Source organism: Aeromonas sp. PrichA-15 (assembly GCF_017939245.1).
Classification (GTDB): Bacteria; Pseudomonadota; Gammaproteobacteria; order Enterobacterales; family Aeromonadaceae; genus Aeromonas; species Aeromonas caviae.
The window spans coordinates 16790-37301 of the sequence record NZ_JAGKRH010000053.1; the positions used below are offsets into that span (position 1 = coordinate 16790).

At 60.6% G+C, this 20512-nt stretch carries 16 protein-coding genes; 10 read left to right on the forward strand and 6 right to left on the reverse strand.

Annotated elements, in window-relative coordinates; all coding sequences use genetic code 11:
• The first annotated feature begins 26 nt into the window (after positions 1–26).
• From J9889_RS09095 to gshA, 4 genes are read left to right on the forward strand one after another with little or no spacing between them, the layout of a single operon-like run.
• Complete coding sequence (locus tag J9889_RS09095; protein ID WP_210556436.1) at positions 27–1001, forward strand: NADP-dependent oxidoreductase; 975 nt, start codon at positions 27–29, stop codon at positions 999–1001.
• Entirely contained in the window at positions 998–1435 is a 438-nt protein-coding gene (locus J9889_RS09100; protein ID WP_029313803.1) for a VTT domain-containing protein, read from the forward strand. The genes J9889_RS09095 and J9889_RS09100 overlap by 4 nt, the downstream gene beginning before the upstream one ends.
• A 25-nt stretch (positions 1436–1460) precedes the next feature.
• Entirely contained in the window at positions 1461–4274 is a 2814-nt protein-coding gene (locus J9889_RS09105; RefSeq protein ID WP_210556445.1) for a pitrilysin family protein, read from the forward strand.
• 58 nt (positions 4275–4332) lie between these two features.
• Complete coding sequence (gshA, locus tag J9889_RS09110) at positions 4333–5931, forward strand: glutamate--cysteine ligase (protein WP_210556447.1); 1599 nt, start codon at positions 4333–4335, stop codon at positions 5929–5931.
• Between the two features lie 118 nt (positions 5932–6049).
• On the opposite strand, the gene J9889_RS09115 is transcribed toward gshA, so the two are convergent.
• Both J9889_RS09115 and aspA read right to left on the reverse strand, forming a co-directional pair.
• Complete coding sequence (locus J9889_RS09115; protein WP_210556449.1) at positions 6050–7369, reverse strand: anaerobic C4-dicarboxylate transporter; 1320 nt, start codon at positions 7367–7369, stop codon at positions 6050–6052.
• Positions 7370–7499: 130 nt separating this feature from the next.
• A complete protein-coding gene (aspA, locus tag J9889_RS09120) occupies positions 7500–8942 on the reverse strand; it encodes an aspartate ammonia-lyase (RefSeq protein WP_010673133.1) in 1443 nt (480 codons plus the stop codon).
• A gap of 449 nt (positions 8943–9391) precedes the next feature.
• On the opposite strand from aspA, the gene J9889_RS09125 reads away from it, so the two are divergent.
• A complete protein-coding gene (locus J9889_RS09125; protein ID WP_039040009.1) occupies positions 9392–9871 on the forward strand; it encodes an FxsA family protein in 480 nt (159 codons plus the stop codon).
• Positions 9872–9893: 22 nt separating this feature from the next.
• Here J9889_RS09125 and J9889_RS09130 read toward each other — a convergent pair whose 3' ends face one another.
• On the reverse strand, positions 9894–11228 hold the full coding sequence (locus J9889_RS09130; RefSeq protein ID WP_232091065.1) for an MATE family efflux transporter: 1335 nt from the start codon (positions 11226–11228) through the stop codon (positions 9894–9896).
• A 242-nt stretch (positions 11229–11470) separates the two neighbouring features.
• Here J9889_RS09130 and J9889_RS09135 point away from each other — a divergent pair, with 242 nt between their 5' ends.
• The 5 genes from J9889_RS09135 to J9889_RS09155 all read left to right on the forward strand — a co-directional run bounded on the left by J9889_RS09135 (position 11471) and on the right by J9889_RS09155 (position 16238).
• On the forward strand, positions 11471–11764 hold the full coding sequence (locus J9889_RS09135) for a co-chaperone GroES (protein ID WP_005309514.1): 294 nt from the start codon (positions 11471–11473) through the stop codon (positions 11762–11764).
• Positions 11765–11807: 43 nt separating this feature from the next.
• Positions 11808–13442 carry a chaperonin GroEL gene (gene groL / locus J9889_RS09140; protein ID WP_010673136.1) on the forward strand — a complete coding sequence of 545 codons (1635 nt, stop codon included), beginning with the start codon at positions 11808–11810 and terminating at the stop codon, positions 13440–13442.
• A 94-nt stretch (positions 13443–13536) separates the two neighbouring features.
• Positions 13537–14034 (forward strand): molybdopterin-binding oxidoreductase, encoded by a 498-nt coding sequence (locus J9889_RS09145; protein WP_162726575.1) that lies wholly within the window; start codon positions 13537–13539, stop codon positions 14032–14034.
• Between the two features lie 25 nt (positions 14035–14059).
• Entirely contained in the window at positions 14060–15991 is a 1932-nt protein-coding gene (locus J9889_RS09150; protein ID WP_029313817.1) for a GGDEF domain-containing phosphodiesterase, read from the forward strand.
• Between the two features lie 58 nt (positions 15992–16049).
• Positions 16050–16238, forward strand: a complete 189-nt coding sequence (locus J9889_RS09155) for a hypothetical protein (protein ID WP_010673139.1) — start codon at positions 16050–16052, stop codon at positions 16236–16238.
• A 64-nt stretch (positions 16239–16302) separates the two neighbouring features.
• On the opposite strand, the gene rluA is transcribed toward J9889_RS09155, so the two are convergent.
• The 3 genes from rluA to J9889_RS09170 all read right to left on the reverse strand — a co-directional run bounded on the left by rluA (position 16303) and on the right by J9889_RS09170 (position 20470).
• Positions 16303–16959 (reverse strand): bifunctional tRNA pseudouridine(32) synthase/23S rRNA pseudouridine(746) synthase RluA, encoded by a 657-nt coding sequence (gene rluA, locus J9889_RS09160; protein ID WP_048209170.1) that lies wholly within the window; start codon positions 16957–16959, stop codon positions 16303–16305.
• Between the two features lie 222 nt (positions 16960–17181).
• A complete protein-coding gene (gene rapA, locus J9889_RS09165) occupies positions 17182–20049 on the reverse strand; it encodes an RNA polymerase-associated protein RapA (RefSeq protein ID WP_210556451.1) in 2868 nt (955 codons plus the stop codon).
• A gap of 73 nt (positions 20050–20122) precedes the next feature.
• A complete protein-coding gene (locus tag J9889_RS09170) occupies positions 20123–20470 on the reverse strand; it encodes a hypothetical protein (RefSeq protein WP_210556454.1) in 348 nt (115 codons plus the stop codon).
• Between the last annotated feature and the right edge of the window lie 42 nt (positions 20471–20512).

The window sequence follows — 20512 nt, forward strand, 5'->3', positions numbered from 1 at the left end:
GATCAATCAACAGGATGGATTGTGCAATGACGCAGCTACAGATTACCGCATTCGGCGACCCCTCGGTACTCAGGCTCAACCCTTCCCTGTACAAGGTGCCCGCGGAGGGAGAGGTCCGGGTGCGCATCTGCTTTGCGGGGATCAACCCCATCGATGCCAAGACCCGGGCCGGTCTCGGCTGGGCGGCCGCCCAGAACAAGGACAACCTGCCCTGGACGCCGGGCTATGACGTCTCCGGTGTGGTGGAAAAGGTGGGGCCCAGCGTGACCTCCCTGGCTGAGGGGGAACTGGTGTGCGGCATGGTGGGTTTCCCCCTCGCCGCCGGTGCATATGCCGAATCCGTGGTGGCCCGCGAGGAGGAGCTGGTCAAGCTCGATGGGGTGAGCCTCAGGCAGGGAGCGGCCCTGCCGCTGGCGGGACTCACCGCCTGGCAGGGGCTGCTGGAGCACGGTGGCTTGCAGTCGGGGCAACGGGTACTGATCCTGGCCGGTGCCGGTGGCGTCGGCCATCTGGCGGTGCAGTTTGCCGCCGCCTATGGTGCCCACGTGGTTGCCACGGCAAGCGGCGACAATCACAGCTTCCTTCATAGTCTCGGGGCGAGCCGGATGGTGGATTACCACCAGGCCGGGTGGTGCACCGAGGCGATCACCGATGGTCCGTTCGATCTGGTGCTGGATCTGGTGGGGGGCGAGAGCGGCAAGGCGGCGCTGGCCTGCGTCAAGCCGGGCGGCCGTCTGGTGACGGTACCCACCATCACGGCCCAGCAGATCAAGGACGCGGGGGCCGAGCTCGGTGTCGAGGTTGTCGGCATGCTGGTCCATCCCGATCGAACGCAGCTGACCCAGATGCTGACGCTGCTTCGCCAGGGGGAAGTGAAGATCACCGTCTCCGGTGAATACACGCTGGCAGAAGGGGCGCTGGCCCATCAGGCCATCGAGCAGGGCCATGTGCGCGGCAAGCTGTTGCTGCGCATGTCCGCCGCAGACGGTCAGCCCGGATGATAGACTTCACCGGAATGGGGCTGGGAGGGCTGTTTCTGAGCGCCTTCACCTCCGCCACCCTGTTGCCCGGCAGCTCGGAAGTGCTGCTGGGGGCCATGGCGGTCAAGGGGGAGTGGAGCATGACCAGCCTGCTTTTCTGGGCGACGCTGGGCAATACCCTGGGTTCCATGACCACCTGGTGGCTCGGCTGGCTCGCCACCCACAAGAAAAAACCGGAAGATTTTCAAGGCCGTGGGGAACAAAAAGCCCTTGGTTGGCTCAAACGTCATGGCCACTGGTGTCTGCTGCTAGCCTGGACGCCTGTGGTCGGCGATGGTCTCTGTCTGCTGGCTGGTTGGCTGCGCCTCTCCTTCTGGCGCTCCCTCATCTTGATCGGGCTCGGCAAATTGCTTCGTTATGCCCTGGTGTTTCTGCTGGCCAGTCAGATCTTCTAGCCCTTTTGTCACTCACGAGGTACCCGTGAACAAACTCATTCCATTAAGCATGCTGCTGGGCTTCTCCCTTCCCGTGCTGGCGGCCCCGACCCTGGTGTCCGAGCAGGTCAAGCAGGAGGGCAAGCTCGGCATTCCCTATCAGATGTACAAGCTGGACAACGGTTTGACCGTGATCCTGGCCCCCGACCACTCCGATCCCCTGGTGCATCTGGACGTCACCTATCACGTCGGCTCTTCCCGGGAAACCGTGGGCAAGTCGGGCTTTGCCCACTTCTTCGAGCACATGATGTTCCAGGGCTCCAAGCACGTTGGTGATCAGGAACACATGCGGATCATCAACGAGGCGGGCGGTGACATGAACGGCACCACCAACAAGGACCGCACCAACTACTACGAAACCGTGCCGGCCAACCAGCTGGAGAAGGTGCTCTGGCTGGAGGCGGATCGCATGGGCTTCCTGCTCGATGCGGTGAGCCAGAAGAAGTTCGAGATCCAGCGCGCCACCGTCAAGAACGAACGGGCCCAGCGCATCGACAACCAGCCTTATGGCCTGGTGGGCGAGCGGGTGGGGGAGGCACTCTATCCGCGCACCCACCCCTACTCCTGGCAACCCATCGGTTATGTGGAGGATCTCGACCGGGTCGACGTCAACGACCTCAAGCAGTTCTTCCTGCGCTGGTACGGCCCCAACAACGCCACCCTGACCCTGGGCGGCGACTTTGATACCAAGCAGGCGCTGGCCTGGATTGAGCAGTACTTCGGTTCCATCCCGCGCGGTCCGGACGTGGCCGAACCGACGCCCCAGCCTGCCACCCTGCCGGCAACCCGCTACGTGACGCTGGAAGACAAGGTACATCTGCCGCTCCTGTATATCAGCTACCCGACCGTCTCCCTGGGTGACCCGCAGGAGCCGGCGCTGGACATCTTTGCCGATGTGCTGGGGGGCTCTGCCAGCTCCATGCTCTACCAGTCCCTGGTGAAAACCGGCAAGGCCATAGAGGCGGGTGCCTCCCACTCCTGCGAAGAGCTTGCCTGCACCCTGACGGTCTATGCCTACCCCAATCCGGCGGCGGATGGCAGCCTCAAGACCCTCAAGGGCGAGGTGGACAAGGTGATCGGCGAGTTTGCCCAGCGCGGCATCAAGCCCGCGGATCTGGAGAAGGCCATCAGCAGCTATCGCGCGTCCGCCATCTGGGGACTCGACAGCATCGAGGGCAAGGTCAGCCAGCTTGCCATGGGGCAGGTGCTGGCCCGGGATCCCGACTATGTGTTCAAGAATCTGGATGCCATCGCCCGGGTCAAGGGGTCTGACGTCAAGGCTGCCTACGACAAGTTCATCCAGAACAAGCCTGCCGTGGTGCTGAGCGTGGTGCCCAAGGGCAAGAGCGACTGGCAGGCCGCCAAGCCCAATTTCACTCCCGCCAAGCGGGAGCTGCCGGATTACAGCAAGCATGACAAGGTGCTGGCCGAGCGGCCGGTGAAAGATGACTTCGATCGCAGCGTGCAGCCCAAGGCGGCCGATGCGGTGAGCGTCAAGGTGCCCGCCATCTGGCGTGGCAAGCTCGACAAGGGGATCGAGATCATCGGCACCCACAGCGACGAGATCCCGGCCGTCTCCATCATGATCGCCCTGCCGGGTGGCATCCGGGCCGAAGGCAAGGGAGAGCTGGGGCTGGCCAGCCTCACCGCCGCCATGTTGGAGCAGGGGACGACGCGCCTCTCCGAGGCCGAGCTGAGCGACGAGCTGCAAAAACTCGGCGCCAGCATCAGCGTCTCCAGCGCCCAGTACAACAACCTCATCACCATCAGCAGTCTGGCGGACAAGCTGCCCGAAACCCTGGCGCTGGTGCGGGAAGTGCTGCTGCAACCCGGCCTGCGGGAAGCGGACTTCGAGCGGCTCAAGACCCAGATGCTGCAAGGCATGAAACAGAGCGAGCAGCAACCCGAGTGGCTGGCGGGTCAGGCGTTCCGCGAACTGGTCTATGGCAAGCAGAACCGCCTCGGCCAACCCTCTGACGGGGTGCTGGCGGACGTGGAGAAGCTGACCCTGGCGGATGTGAAGCGCTTCTATGAGGCTTATTACAATCCGACCAATGCCAAGGTGGTGGTGACAGGTGATGTGACCGCCCAGCAGGTAGAATCCGGTCTCGACTTCCTGACCCAGTGGCAGGGGGCCGCCCCGACCCTGGGGGATCTCAAGCCCGGGGGAGAGCAGGCCAAGCCAGGCATCTATCTGGTGGACAAGCCGGGGGCCCCCCAGTCGGTGATCCGCATCGGCCGCCGCGCCATGGCGTTTGACACCACGGGAGACTATTTCATCGCCAATCTGATGAACTTCAACCTGGGTGGCAACTTCAACAGCCGCATCAACCTCAACCTGCGGGAAGACAAGGGCTACACCTATGGTGCCAGCTCGGGTTTCCAGGCCAACCGCGAGGCGGGTGTCTTCGCGACCGGCGCCAACGTGCGCACCGATGCGACCGTGGATGCCATCCGCCAGTTCCTCAAGGAGATGGACGGCTACCGCAAGAGCGGGCCTACCCCGGTGGAGCTGGCCTACATGCGCAGCGCCGTCTCCCAGCAGGATGCGCTCTCCTACGAGACCCTGGGGCAGAAGGCTGGCTTCCTGCTGCAGATGATCATGTACGACCTGAAGCCGGACTATGTGCAGGCCCAGAACAACCTGATCAAAACGGTGTCACCCGAGACGCTGAAGGCCAGTGCAGCCCGCTGGCTGGATCCGGCCGAGATGGTGATTGTGGTGGTGGGAGACAAGCAAAAGCTTGAAAAACCCCTGAGCGAGCTTCATCTTCCCATCTATCCACTGCAACTGCCCTGAGGGGCGTCGCAACAATAAGTGCCGCCCCGGGTGGGGCGGCCACACATGAGCCGTGAATATGACCACTACTAGCTTGTCTCTCACCGAGTTGCTGGCTGCGCTGGGCACCCCGGAACGGGTGACCGCCCTCAAGGGGATCCGGCGCGGGATCGAGCGCGAATGTCTGCGCATCACCCCCGAAGGGACCCTGGCCCAGACCGATCACCCCAGAAGCCTGGGGTCGGCCCTGACCCATGCCAACATCACTACCGATTACTCCGAGAGCCTGCTGGAGTTCATCACGCCGGCCACCGACTCCATCGAGAGCCTGATCGAGCAGCTCGGCGACATTCACCGCCACACCATTCATCATCTGGGAGAGGAGCGGATCTGGCCCCTCTCCATGCCCTGCTTCGTCGGTGACGAGGAGAGCATCCGCCTGGCCCAGTACGGCAGTTCCAACATCGGGCGGATGAAGACCCTCTATCGCCAGGGTCTGAAGAACCGCTACGGCAGCCTGATGCAGGTGATCGCCGGGGTGCACTTCAACTTCTCCATGCCGGACAGCTTCTGGTGCGAGTGGCAGGATCTGGTGGGAGAAGGCTGCTGCAGCCAGCGCTTCATCTCCGACAAGTACATGGGGCTTATTCGCAACGTCTACCGCTTCGGCTGGCTGGTGCCCTATCTGTTCGGCGCGTCTCCGGCCATCTGCGACTCCTTCCTCAAGGGGCGCAAGAGCAGCCTGCCGTTCCAGAAGACCGGCAAGGGCACCCTTTACCTGCCCTATGCCACGGCTCTGCGCCTGTCCGATCTCGGTTACACCAACAGCGCCCAGGCGGGGCTCAAGATCAGTCATGACAGCCTGCCCTCCTATGTGAGCAGCCTGCGCCGGGCCATCAATACCCATGATCCCGACTTCGCCAGGATAGGGGTCAAGGTGAACGGCGAGTACCGCCAGCTCAACGACAACGTGCTGCAGCTGGAGAACGAGCTCTACGCGCCGATCCGCCCCAAGCGTACTCCCCGCAGCGGCGAGAAGCCCTCGGATGCGCTGGAGCAGCGCGGCATCGAATACATCGAGCTGCGCACGGTGGACGTCAATCCCTTTACCCCGTTTGGTATCGAGGTGGATCAGATCCGCTTCTTCGATCTCTTCCTGGTCTGGTGCCTGTTGCGCCCGTCCCTCGTGCTCTCGGATGACGAGGTTGCCCGCAACCGCCGCAACCAGAACAAGGTGGTGCTGGAGGGGCGTCGCCCCGGCCTGACGCTTGAAGATGAGCAGGGCAATGCCATCGGCCTCAAGGAGTACGGCCTCAAGCTGTTCGACGAGCTGGCCGAGGTCGCAGCGCTGCTGGATCGCTGCTGCGGTCGCAACCGCTATCGCGAGACGCTGGCGATGCACCGTGAGAAGCTGCTCGACCCCGAGCAGACCTACTCCGCCCGCCTGCTCAAGCAGTTGCTTTCAAGCGGCCAGGACAACGGCTGCTTCGGCGATGCGCTGGCGAGCCGCTACCGGGAAGAGATGCTGGCCGGCGAGCTGCAGTACTGGGACGAGGCCTACTTTGCTGGCGAGGCACGGGACTCCCTGGCCAAGCAGCGGGAGCGGGAACGCAGTGACAGCCTGTCGTTCGACGACTTCCTGGCTGACTATTTCGGTACCCGCCAGACCACGGCCTGAGGATGCCGCCAAGATGACGAAAGCCGCTCCCGGGAGCGGCTTTTTCATGGGAGCCCGGCGGTGGCCTGGCATAAAAAAACGGCCCGTTCGGGCCGTTTTACATGGGGTGGTTCACCGGTCAGAGGATGAGACCACCGAAGAAGAAGCCGAGCGCCACTGCCATGGCGATGGTGGCCACACCCGGGATGAAGAAGGGGTGGTTGAACACGGCCTTGCCGATGCGGGTGGATCCGGTGTCGTCCATCTCGACCGCGGCCAGCAGGGTCGGGTAGGTCGGCAGTACGAACAGGGCGCTCACGGCGGCGAAGGAGGCGATGGCCGCCAGCGGGCTGACACCCAGTGCCAGGGCGGCAGGCATCAGGGCCTTGGTGGTGGCACCTTGCGAGTAGAGCAGCATGGAGGAGAAGAACAGCACCACGGCCAGCAGCCAGCTGTATTGGCTCAGCAGATCGCCGGCGAACGCCTGGATCTCGACCATGTTGCCCTTCACGAAGACGTTGCCCAGCCAGGCCACGCCCAGCACGCAGATACAGGCGGACATACCGGACTTGAAGGTCGGCATGTTGGTGATCTGGGCCGCGTCCAGTTTGCAGAACAGGACCATCAGGGTAGCGGCGGAGAGCATGATGCCCATGATGGCGCCATCGCGGGGGATCGGCGGGCTGCTGATGAGGCCGACGTTGCCGGAGATGGCGGTGGCATAGGCCATCACGGCCACGATGGAGGCGACGAAGATGCCGACGGAGAGCTTGGCATAAGGCTTGATCTCAACCTGGCTGGTACCGCGCAGCTTGATGAGTCCCTTGGCTTTGCGCTCCAGATAGACTTCGTCCTGATCCAGCGGCTTGCCCAGCAGGTTGGCGATGAAGGCCCCCAGCAGACAGGCGATGAAGCTGGACGGGATGCAGATGGCCAGCAGGGTCAGGTAGTCGACGCCACGCGGCTCCAGCATGCCGGAGAAGGCGACCACGGCCGCCGAGATGGGGGAGGCGGTGATGGCAATCTGGGAGGCAACGACCGCGATGGAGAGCGGACGGGAGGGGCGAATGCCCTGCTCCTTGGCCACTTCGGCGATCACCGGCAGGGTGGAGAAGGCGGTGTGACCGGTCCCGGCCAGCATGGTCATCAGGTAGGTGACGACCGGCGCGGCGAAGGTGATGTGCTTGGGATTCTTGCGCAGGGCTTTTTCGGCCAGGTGCACCAGATAATCCATCCCGCCAGCCAGCTGCATACAGGCAATGGCGCAGATGACGGACGCGATGATCATGATCACGTCCCACGGGAGATAGGTCACCAGCTGATCGCTCGGGATGGGCATGCCCAGCCCCCAGGTCAGTACCAGTACCCCAAGACCACCGGCAAAGCCGATACCTATACTGCCTATCCGGGCCCCCAGATAGATAGCGGCGAGCACGACAAGTAACTCGATTCCAATCATAGCGAACACTCCATTTTCCAGTTTTTTTAGGTTTTATTAGGCTGAAAAGCCAATTCCCGATGGGGCTGTGGAGAGACCGCTCGGGAATTGACTTTAAATGGGCCGGGATAACCCCGGCCCATCTGCTCGCTTATACGGTGGCTTCGCGGGTGTAACGCTTGGCTTTGTATTGCGGGTTCATCAGGTTCTCGATGGAGAGGATCTCGTCCAGCTGTTCGGCGGTCAGCAGGCCGCGTTCCAGCACGACTTCGCGGACGTTCTTGCCGGTCTGGGCACAGATCTTGCCGACGATATCGCCTTCATGGTGACCGATGAAGGGGTTCAGGTAGGTCACGATGCCGATGGAGTTCAGCACGTGGTTCATGCAGATGTCCGGGTTGGCGGTGATGCCTTCCACGCACTTCTCGCGCAGGGAGATGCAGGCTTTTTCCATCAGGCTCAGGGATTCGAACATGGCCTGACCAATCACCGGCTCCATGACGTTCAGCTGCAGCTGACCGGCCTCGGCGGCGAAGGTGATGGTGACGTCGTTGCCGAATACCTTGAAGCAGGACTGGTTGACCACTTCCGGAATGACCGGGTTGACCTTGGCCGGCATGATGGAGGAGCCAGCCTGCATTTCCGGCAGGTTGATCTCTTTGAGCGCGGTGCGCGGGCCGGAGGAGAGCAGACGCAGGTCATTACAGATCTTGGAGAGCTTCATGGCCAGGCGCTTGACCGCACCGTGCAGCATCACATAGGCGCCGCAGTCGGAGGTCGCTTCGATGAGGTCCTCTGCCGGCACGTAGGCACGACCGGTGATCTCGGCCAGACGCTTGATGGCAAGACCGGAGTACTCGGGCGGAGTGTTCAGACCGGTACCGATGGCGGTGGCGCCCAGGTTCACTTCCAGCAGCAGCTCCTGGCAACGCTTGATGGATTTGATCTCTTCACGCAGGGTGACGGCGAAGGCGTGGAACTCCTGACCCAGGGTCATGGGCACGGCGTCCTGCAACTGGGTACGGCCCATTTTCAGGATATGTTTGAATTCCTTGGCTTTGACATCGAAGGCCGCGATGAGGGCTTCCAGAGCGTGCAGGGTGGTGTCGGTGCTGTTGACCACGGCCACGCGGAAACCGGTGGGGTAGGCATCGTTGGTGGACTGGCACTTGTTGACGTGATCGTTGGGGTTGATGACGTCGTAGCGACCCTTTTCAAGTCCCATCAGCTCGAGGGCGATGTTGGCCAGCACTTCGTTGGTGTTCATGTTGACGGAGGTACCGGCGCCGCCCTGATAGACATCGACCGGGAACTGGTCGAAGCACTTGCCGGTGTTCAGCATCAGGTCGCAGGCTTCGACAATCTTGTCTGCGATCTCGGGACGGATGGTGCCCAGCTCACCGTTGGCCAGTGCAGCCGCCTTCTTGGTCAGGACCATGCCACGAACAAACTCGGGAACGTCAGAAATCTTCTGAGTGCTGATCTTGAAGTTTTCAACAGCGCGCAGGGTGTGCACGCCGTAGTAGAGGTCGTTGGAAACTTCTTTGGTGCCCAGCAGGTCTTCTTCAATGCGGACGTTCTTGATGTCGCTCATTGTTATGCCTCAGAAATCAAATAAATGGAAACGATCCTCACCGAGTGGTCGCGATTTCCCTACGCACATTTCATCCTGAAGCACCACACATCGGGTGGGGCAGTTGGGAGCCAGTTGCTCCCTGTGCAATGACTGGTGTTGATGTTACCCCAATTGAGGTATCCGGTATTAGACCTGGATCACTAAATTTGAGGCAACCTCAGATTTCTTGTGGTCATTAAACAGATATTGCAATCGGGCGATTAACTTTGACAGAACAACCACCTCAATCCCAGTTGGGCGGACAAATATTTATCCGTATTCCGGGGCCTGCGGCAGGAGAGGCTTGAAAAATGATCAACCAGCCCCATGTTAATGTCAGAAGACCTGAACCCGGCGCGCCAGCATCAGCGATGTGCGGCTGCCGACCGGACACCCCGGGTCCATTCATTCATCGCTCCGAGGTTGCTATGGGCAAGTTGTTACTGTTGTTGGTCGGGCTGGTATTGCTGGAGCTCACCGTCATGATCAAGGTGGGCTCCGTGATCGGGGCCTTGCCGACCGTTGGCTTGCTGGTGCTGACCGCCGTGCTGGGATCGTCGCTGGTGCGCAGCGAGGGGATCAAGACCCTGCTCACTGCCCAGCAGAAGATGCAGCTGGGGGAGATGCCCGGCCGCGAGGTGATGGGGGGCATGATGCTGGCGCTGGCGGGCTTGCTGCTGATTATCCCGGGATTTGTGAGCGATATTGTCGGCATCCTGCTGCTGCAGCCCTGGCTGCGCAACATGCTGGCCGACAAGCTGATTGGCAGCAATCAGTTCAGGATGCAGATGGGGGGCTTCCAGGCTCGCCAGCAGCCGTTCGAGCCGGGTCCCGGCGATGACAGGCCCGGACAATCCCCGCGAGGGGGTGGCAACACCATCGAAGGGGAGTTCGAACGCAAAGAGTAATCGCGAGCCTCGGGCTGTGCCGTCAGGATCTCCCCTGATGGCACAGCCGCTCGAATCTGTGGCGGGCATACCCCCATGCCAGCAATCCGGCGGCCAGGTTCGCCAGCAGCATCCCCAGATAGATCCCCTGTTCTCCCCCCAGTTTTGCCCCCAGCCAGGCCCCCGGCAGCAAGAAGACAAACAGTCTGATGCCGTTTATCAGCAGTGACACCGCCGATGCCCTGACGCCGTTGAGCGCCGATGCCAGCAGCATCACCATGCCCTGAAAACCGTAGCCAATGGGGACCAGATGCAGATAGAGCACGATGAGTCGCACCACTTGCGGATGATCGCTGAACAGATCGGCGATGAAGGGGGCGAGAAGCCAGGTCAGCGCGTAGACCCCAAGCTGAAACAGCAGGGCGAAGCGCATGCAGAGCAGCAGGGCGGCCTTGGCTCGGGCCGGATTCCCGGCGCCGCAGTTCTGCGAGATGAAGGGAGCCAGCACGGAGGAGAGCGCCATCATCACGATGAGCAGCAAGGCCTCGACCCGGGATGCCGCGCCGTAGGCGGCGACCACCTCGGTTCCCAGCCCGGCGAAAATGATCATCAACACGGCGTTGGCCAGTGGGTTGAGCATGTTGGTAAACGATGCGGGCACCGCCACATGGAGCAGGGCGCGCCAGTGGGCCAGCAACTGCGGGCGCGGGGAGAGGCGCCAGCGCAGCAGGCCCTCGCGGTGGCGCAATATATAGAGGCTGACCAGCATGGCCATCAGCCAGGAGAGGGAAGTGGCGATGGCGGCTCCCCGAATGCCCCACTCGGGGAAGGGGCCCGGCCCGAAGATGAGCAGAGGATCCAGCACGCCGTTGACCAGACCGGCGACCCCCATCACCAGACTGGGGGTCTTGGTATCCCCCGTCGTCCGGATGGCCGCATTGCCGACCATGGGCACGACCAGCATGGGGACGGTCAGATACCAGATGAGCATGTAGTCGTGGATGAGGGAGATGAGCTCGGCGCTGGCCCCCAGCAGGGTGAACAGAGGGGTAATGGTCAATGCCCCCAGCCCGGCGAGCAGACTCACCAGGATGACGGCAAGGAACAGACAGTCTGTGGTGATGCGGGCTGCCTCGTCATGGCGACCCTGCCCCAGGGCATGACCGAGCAGGGCGCACAGGCCCGCCCCCAGCCCCATGGTCAGGGAGGTGACGACAAAGGTGACCGGGAAGGTGAAACTGATGGCGGCCAGCGCCTGGGTACCCAGCATGCCGATGAAGAAGGTATCGACCAGGTTGAAGGCCAGGATGGCGATGATGCCCAGGATCATGGGGCCCGTCATGCGCAGCAGCATGGGTGTCATGGGGGCGGTCAGCATGGGATTGGGTCGGCTCAAGGCAGAGTCTCTAGGTGCTTTGGGCCTGAATGCTGGCCGTCTCCATCCGCCTTCCTGATTGGGGATGGGTGATCCATCGAAGGTATTCATAGTACGTGAAAATATTTTTTTTGTATTTGCCCTTGAAGGGCTAGCCCTGTTGCCCCAGATCAGGGACATGACAAATTTGGCCGATTGCGGCCATTCCTCAAGCAACACAGAGACTCATTTTGGGAGAGTTATCGATGAAAATTCGTCCACTGCACGACCGCGTCATCATCAAGCGCATCGAAGCTGAAGCCAAATCCGCTGGCGGCATCGTCTTGACTGGCACTGCGGCCCAGAAGTCCACCCGTGGTGAAGTTCTTGCCGTGGGGACTGGTCGAATTCTGGACAATGGGGATGTCAAAGCACTGGCCGTCAAGGTGGGTGACAAGGTGATCTTCAACGAAGGCTACGGCGTGAAGACCGAAAAGCTGGATGGCCAGGACGTACTGATCCTGTCCGAGACCGACATCCTGGCGATTGTCGAAGAGTAATCACCCTCCCTCTTTTCCCGAATTGATTTAAGGATTGAAGAACATGGCAGCTAAAGAAGTTAAGTTTGGCAACGAAGCTCGCATCAAAATGCTGGAAGGCGTCAACATCCTGGCCGATGCCGTCAAGGTGACCCTGGGCCCGAAAGGCCGCAACGTGGTGCTGGACAAGTCCTTCGGCGCCCCGACCATCACCAAGGATGGCGTCTCCGTTGCCCGTGAAATCGAACTGGAAGACAAGTTCCAGAACATGGGTGCCCAGATGGTCAAGGAAGTCGCTTCCAAGGCCAATGATGCCGCCGGTGACGGTACCACCACTGCCACCGTACTGGCTCAAGCCATCGTCAACGAAGGCCTGAAGGCCGTTGCCGCCGGCATGAATCCCATGGATCTGAAGCGTGGTATCGACAAGGCCGTTGTGGCTGCCGTTGCCGAGCTGCAAGCTCTGTCCACCCCTTGTGCCGACAACAATGCCATCGCCCAGGTAGGCACCATCTCCGCCAACTCCGACGAGAAGGTCGGCAAGCTGATTGCCGAAGCCATGGACAAGGTCGGTCGTGACGGCGTCATCACCGTGGAAGACGGTCAGGGCCTGGACGACGAGCTGGCGGTGGTAGAAGGCATGCAGTTCGACCGCGGCTACCTCTCCCCTTACTTCGTGAACAAACCGGAAACCGGCTCCGTCGAACTGGATGACCCCTTCATCCTGCTGGTGGACAAGAAAGTCTCCAACATCCGCGAAATGCTGCCGGTGCTGGAAGGTGTGGCCAAGGCGGGCAAACCGCTGATCATCGTGGCCGAAGACGTGGAAGGCGAAGCGCTGGCGACTCTGGTGGTCAACACCATGCGTGGCATCGTGAAAGTGGCCGCCGTCAAGGCGCCGGGCTTCGGTGATCGCCGCAAGGCCATGCTGCAGGATATCGCCATCCTGACCGGTGGTACCGTGATCTCCGAAGAAGTGGGCATGGAGCTGGAAAAAGCGACCCTGGAAGATCTGGGCCGTGCCAAGCGCATCGTCATCACCAAAGAGAACACCACCATCATCGATGGCGTGGGTGATGCTGCCCTGATCGAAAGCCGCGTGGCCCAGATCCGTCAGCAGATCGAAGAGACCTCTTCCGATTACGACCGTGAGAAGCTGCAAGAGCGCGTGGCCAAGCTGGCCGGCGGTGTTGCCGTGATCAAGGTGGGTGCTGCCACTGAAGTTGAAATGAAAGAGAAGAAAGCCCGTGTTGACGATGCCCTGCACGCCACTCGCGCAGCCGTGGAAGAAGGCGTGGTTGCCGGTGGTGGTGTAGCGCTGGTGCGCGTTGCTGCCAAGCTGGCCTCCCTGCGTGGTGACAACGAAGACCAGAACGTCGGTATCAAGGTTGCCCTGCGCGCCATGGAAGCCCCGCTGCGTCAAATCGTCATCAACGCCGGCGAAGAAGCCTCCGTCATCGCCAATGCCGTGAAGAACGGTGAAGGCAACTACGGTTACAACGCCTACACCGAACAGTACGGCGACATGCTGGCCATGGGTATCCTGGATCCGACCAAGGTAACCCGTTCTGCCCTGCAGTTCGCCTCGTCCGTCGCCGGCCTGATGATCACCACAGAGTGCATGATCTCCGAGCTGCCGAAGAAAGATGCACCTGCCATGCCTGATATGGGTGGCATGGGCGGTATGGGTATGATGTAATCCCGTCAAGTCATCAAACGGCTCGCTTTTGCGGGCCGTTTTTTTTAGTGCTACTAAGCTGAAGTTGTTGATAGTGAAATGATCTGAGGTGAACATGCGATACTTAGGGCTTCTCCCGTTACTCCTTTTCCTGGCCTTGCCGGGCATGGCGCTGGCGACACCGCAGGGGCCGGTCATTCTCAGGGTGACGGGGAATCTGGACCCTGCCGATCCGGCAGATGGAGAGGTGCTGTTCGATATGGCCATGATCCAGGCGCTGCCGCAGCATGAGGTGGTGACGAGCAATCCCTGGGTGGACAAACCGCACAAATACGTGGGGCCGAAACTGGCGGACGTGCTGACTGAGGTAAAGGCCAACGGCAAGAGCATCACGCTCACCGCCCTGAACAGTTTCCAGATCCGGATCAACTGGGATAAGGTCAAGCAATACGATCCTATCCTGGCCTGGCAGGATGACGGGATGACCATGCGGGTACGTGACAAGGGGCCGCTCTGGTTTATCCTGCCACTGGATCAGCATCCCGAACTCAGGCGTTCCGAGTTCACCGACATGATGATCTGGCAACTGAGTGCGATCGACATTCAGCAGTAAAAACGGTGGTTTACGGGAGTACTGGGTGAAAGCGAAGACCAGGGCCTGGCCCTTACTCGGCGTTCTTTATCTATCCATTCTGTTGTTCACGGGTAGCACCCTCTATTGCCTGGTGCAGATACAAAATGCGACCCGGGTGATGGAGAAGTACACCTATGACGTCTCCTGGGCATTGATGCAGTTGCAGCTCGAGCTGGGCCGCTTTCTCAATGCCGTCGAGATTTACCACTATGGCGGCATAGACCAGGAAGCCCTGCTGCTCCGCTATGACATTCTCTGGAGTCGTACCCCCATCCTCCTGAGCGGCCAATTGAGAAAAAGCCTCGCGGACAATCCGAAGACGCTGCGGCTGGTGAAACTGACCGAAAGCAGTATCCGCAAGCTGGAGCCTGATTTGGTCAGGCTCAAACCGGGGACGCCGGATTACCAGCAAGTCATGATGACACTGGCGCCCTTGCAGGAACCCCTCTCTTACTCTCTTGCTTCCGTCATGCAGAACAATATCAACGTCTATACGGGCAACGACGCGCGTTTTGGCCAGTTGCGCAATGCCCTGCTGTTCATGGTGTCGGGGCTGGTGGTGTCCGTCATTCTGCTCAGCGGCCTGCTGGTGCGAGAAGCCAGGCGCCATTTCAGGACCGCTAGGATCGATCCCCTCACCGGGCTCGCCAACCGGCTGGCGCTGCTGGAAAAGATGGATGCCTATGTCACCCGTGACACCTCCTTCGGACTGGTGCTGGTCGACATCAACGACTTTCGTGATATCAACAGCAAGTTTGGCTACAACACAGGGGACCTCCTGTTGCAAGAGGTGGCAAAGCGGTTGCGCGCCCTGTGCGAAAACGGGGAGTGGGTGGCGCGTTTGGGGGGAGATCAGCTTGCCATGCTGCAACGGGAGGGGAGCGATCTTCGCCAGGTCAGGGAGCTCGTGGCCAGAGTACTCCACTCCATCAAGCAAGACATCATCATCGACAACTACCCTTTTCGGCTTGAGGTTGGTATCGGTATCGCCTTCTTCCCGACCGACAGCAACCAGACCCAGGAGTTGCTCAGCCGGGCGGAGCAGGCCCTCTCTCACAGCCGCAAGACCCATGTTCCCTATGTCATCTATGACAGTTCCCTGCTCAACGAGACGGCCAGGCGCAAGCATCTTGCTTCCGACATGGTGATGGCACTGGAGCACAATGCGCTCGAGCTCTATTACCAGCCCATCGTCAATCTGGAAAGTGGCCGCTGTGAAGCCGTGGAGGCGCTGCTGCGCTGGCGCCATCCCGAGCTTGGCTTTATCCCGCCCAACGAGGTGATCCAGGTGGCGGAAGAGTTTCAGCTGGCTGAGAAACTGGGTGGTTGGGTATTGAATACCGCATGTGAGCAACTGCATCAGTGGCAGCACCTGGGTTTGGTGGACTTGCAGATGTGCGTGAACATCTCCCCGGGCATGTACCAGCGCAACCTGCTGAAGCTGGTGGCCAGAGCGCTGATGGAGCACCATATTCCCGCGTCCAGCCTGGTGCTGGAGGTGACGGAAGACACCACCATGCGCGAGGTCAAGAACTCGCTGCAGTTGATGCAGGATCTCAGCCAGCAGGGGGTACATCTGGCCCTTGACGACTTCGGCACCGGCTACTCCTCCCTCAGCTATCTGCAGAAGCTGCCGGTGAGCAAGGTGAAGATAGACAGGTCCTTCATTCAGGGTATCGACACCTCTATCGAGGCGGCCGAACTGGTCGCCAACATCTGCCGTATGGGCTCCATGCTTGGCAAGAAACTGGTATGTGAAGGGATCGAGACCCAGGGGCAGCTCGATGTGCTGCGCTCATTGACCGACATACATCTGTATGGGCAGGGATATCTGTTCAGTCGCCCGGAGCATGCTGAAAAGGCCTATCAGACATTGCTGGAGATGGAAGAGCGTTGGTTGGCCCGGCGCTCGCCGGACAAGGCATATCTGCGTTGAACGATATGGCTCATGTCTCACCGGGCCCGGCCGATAGTCTCTTGGCAGGAGGTACACAATGGATATTTCTAGTTCTGCAAATGCGTCGTTCGGTTCTGCACTAATGGTGGCCAGCCTGGCCAAAAAGCAGCAGACCCAGGAAGGCGAATCCGCACTGAAACTGCTGGAAACAGCAGCGCAATCCGCTCCGGCAGCGCCGACATCGGCCAGTGCTTCCCTCGGAAGCAAGATCGATATCCGCGTCTGAGCGATAAAAAAGCCCCCATCTCTCGATGGGGGCTTTCTTTTTATTGGGCTGTTATCTGCCAGGCTCAGACCGGGAAAGGGGCCGGGGCCTCGAAGGTCATCCGCTCGCCGCTTCTGGGGTGGCTGATGGTCAGGCTGGCCGCATGCAGATAAAGGTGCGGTGCAGCCGCCAGCGCATCCGGGTTGGCGTAGAGGTTGTCACCGAGGATGGGGTGACCCAGCTCCAGCATGTGTACCCGCAACTGATGGGAGCGACCGGTAATCGGGGTCAGCTTGATCAGGCTGTTGCCGTTCTCCACCTTAAGTTTTTGCCACAGTGTCAGGGCATGACGCCCCTCCTCAAAATCCACCTTCTGCTTCGGCCGGTTGGGCCAGTCGACGCAGAGCGGCAGATCCACTTCGCCCGCATCCAGCTCCGGTTCACCCCACACCCAGGCGAGGTAGTGCTTCTCGGTCTCCCGCTCGCGGAATTGCCGGCTCAGCTCCCGGTGGGAGTTGGGGTTGAGCGGGATCACCAGCACGCCTGTGGTCGCCATGTCGAGGCGATGGGCGGCTGCCGCCTTGGGGTGCTGCTGCTTGACCCGATGGAGCACGCTGTCTTCATTCTCGGGGCCGCGCCCGGGGACGCTCAGCAGGCCAGTGGGCTTGTTGACCACCATGATGTCCTTGTCCTTGAACAGGATATCGAGCCAGGGTTCCAGGGGCGGGGAGTATACAAACATAGCGTCTCGCATCTTGGGTCAAAGCGGGGGCAAGCCCCCCATCAGTTATGGGTTACCACGATAAAAGTGCATGGCAGCCAACTCGCGTTGGGCCTGGCTATTATCAACCAGATGATGCCTGCACCGTTTTGTCAGTTATGGGTAACCACGATCAAAAGTGCATGGCATCCAGCCTGAGTTGGGTCTGGTCGTTAGCAACCAGATGATGCCTGCACCGTTTTATCAGTTATGGGTAACCACAATAAAGCGGATGGCATCCAGCTTGAGCTGGGTCTGGTCGATCAGGTGGTGCAATTCTGCCTGCAAATTGCGCAGATAATCCAGTTCGCTGTCGCGCACATTCGGGTTGACCGCCTTGAGTGCCTCCAGCCTGTCCAGATCCTGTTGCAGGGTCTGCGCCATCTGGGCACGGGCCTTGTCGACAATCCCGGCTTTCAGTTCGTTGGCAATGACCTCGCCCTTGCCAATCAGGCCGTGGATCACCGGCTGGGATGCGGTAACCAGCTTGCTACCAAGGTGGCGGTTGACCGGTGTCAGCTGGCGGTTGAAGGCATCGAATGCCACCTTCTCTCCCAGATTCTGGCCGTTCTTGTCCATCAGCAGACGGATCGGCGTCGGCGGCATGAAACGGTAGAGCTGTGGATGAGCTGCGGACTCGGCAACGAAGATCAGCTCAAGCAGGATGGAGCCGACCGGCAGCGCCTTGTTCTTGAGCAGTGCCACCGAGGTGGCACCGATCTCGGAACCCAGGATCAGGTCGATACCGCCGCGCATCATGGGGTGATCCCAGGAGAGCAGCGCCATGTCATCCCGCGACAGGGCGGTGTTGCGATCGAAGGTGATGGTCATGCCGTCTTGCGGCAGGCCCGGGAAGCTCGGCACCAGCATGTGATCCCCGGGAGTCAGCACCAGCGCATTTTCACCGCGATCATCCTGGTTGACGCCGATCTCGTCGAACATCTTGAGGGCGAAGGAGATCATGCCGGTGTCGTCATCTTCGGCGGCGAGCTTGTTGACCAACTGCTGGGCGGCGGTGCCACCGCTGGAGTGGATTTCCAGCAGGCGATCGCGACCCTGTTCCAGCCGGGACTTGAGCGGCTCGTGCAGTTCGCGGGTCTTGGCCAGCAGGGCGTCGAGGGGGCCCTGCTCGCCGGTGTTGGCGGCCAGCAGCTCGAACAGCTCGTCACGTACCGCTTCGAACACCGGGCGGGCCGTCGGGCAGGTCTGCTCGAACGCATCCAGACCATCGTGATACCAGAGCTGCAGGGCGCGCTGGGCAGTCCCTTCCAGATAGGGAACGTGGATCTCGACGGTATTCTGCTGACCGATACGATCCAGTCGGCCGATACGCTGTTCCAGCAGATCCGGGTTGAGTGGCAGATCGAACAGCACCAGATGGCTGGCAAACTGGAAGTTGCGACCTTCTGAGCCGATCTCGGAGCAGAGCAGCACCTGAGCGCCCCCCTCAGCTTGAGCGAAATAGGCGGAGGCCTTGTCCCGCTCGAGGATCGACATCCCTTCGTGGAACACGGCGCCACGGATCCCTTCACGGGTGCGCAGCGCCTCTTCCAGGGCGATGGCGGTGGCTGCTTCGGAGCAGATCACCAGCACCTTCTGCTGACGGGCGGAGAGCAGCAGTTCCAGCAACCATTCGACGCGCGGGTCGAACTGGGTCCAGGTAGCGTTGTCGCCTTCGAACTGCTGGAAGATCTTCTCGGGATAGAGGTAGCGCAGGGCACGGGTCTGCAGATCGCCGCCATTGCCACCCATCATGCCCATCACCTTGATGGCGGTCTTGTACTGCTCCGGCAGCGGCATGGGGTAGACGTTGAGGTGGCGCTCCGGGAAGCCCTGAATATTGGCGCGGCTGTTACGGAACAGCACCCGGCCGGTGCCATGCTGATCCAGCAGCTTGGCGACCGCCTGCTGGCGGGCGGCTGCATCGTTTAAGTCCAGCCCTTCCAGCTGGCTGGCGAGGATTTGCTTGGCGTCATTGCTCAGGGTCTCGCCATCCAGCAGCTCCTGGGCTGCGCTCGCGACCTGACCGTAGGCCTGCTCCTCGGCGAGGAAGGCGTCGTAGTCGTAGAAACGCTCCGGGTCGAGCAGGCGCAGACGAGCAAAGTGACTCTGGTGGCCCAGCTGATCAGGGGTTGCGGTCAGCAGCAGTACACCTGGTACCTGTTCGGCCAGCGCTTCCACCATTTCGTAGGGACGGCTGGGGGCTTCCTCACTCCATTCCAGATGGTGCGCTTCGTCGACGACCAGCAGATCCCACTCGGCTTCCAGCACCTGTTCGAAGCGACGACGCTTCTTGCGCAGGAAGTCGAGGCTGCAGATCACCAGCTGTTCGGTCTCGAAGGGGTTCTCCGCATCGGCGAACGCCTCGATGCAGCGCTCCTCGTCAAACAGGGAGAAGTGCAGGTTGAAACGGCGCAGCATCTCGACCAGCCACTGGTGCTGGAGCGTTTCGGGCAGCAGGATCAGCACCCGATGGGCGCGGCCGGAGAGCAGTTGCTGGTGAATGATCATGCCTGCTTCGATGGTCTTGCCCAGACCCACCTCGTCCGCCAGCAATACGCGCGGGGCGTAGCGGTGACCCACTTCATGGGCGATGTAGAGCTGATGCGGGATCAGACTGACTTTCCCGCCAGCCAGACCGCGAGTCGGGTTGCGGCGACGCTGGTGCTGGTTGACCAGCGCCTCGTAACGAAGGGTAAAGCGGGACATCCGGTCGATCTGGCCGGTGAACAGGCGATCCTGCGGCTTGTTGAACTTGATGAAGTTGTTGAGAAACACTTCCTTGAGGGCAACGGGCTCATCATTGTCGGTGCGCACACCCACATATATAAGCAGGCCGTCTTTCTCCTGCACTTCTTCGACCGTCATGGTCCAGTCTTCGTGACTGGCTATCTGATCGCCCACATTGAAGCTGACCCGGGTCACCGGCGCCTCTTCTTTGGCATACATGCGGTTTTCACCGGTAGCCGGAAACAACAGGGTAACCATGCGTCCTTCAACAGCAACGACAGTCCCCAACCCCAGATCCGTCTCTGTATCACTAATCCAACGCTGGCCAAGTGCAAAAGGCATTAAACTCTCCAAAGCCCAAGAGTGTGTGAATCGCAAAGGGGCGCTATGTTACCCGAAGGCGGAAAGCCGATCATCATGGTTGTGCAGCAGGGGAAAGCCAAATCGATACAAGCTTGATCTGCCAACCTGCCAGCCTCAATACAGCATCCGGAATACCAATCTGCAGATCCTTTTCGTGCATTAATACATCACCGCGGTTGCTTTGTGAGCGGTTGAGCGATGAAAGCCATCTTTTTGCAATTACCCCCTTGCCAGAACGAATTCGCTCCCTATAATGCGCCTCCATCGACAGGGCAAGCGGCAACGCAAACAAGCCGGTCGGTAGCCTCGAAAAGCCTTTGAAAATAAGGCTTGACTCGAGAAGGCGGTTGAGTAGAATGCCACTCCCGCAGCAGCCAAAAGCTGCGTCGCTCTTTAACAATTTGAATCAAGCAATCTGTGTGGGCACTCACAGCATCGAGCA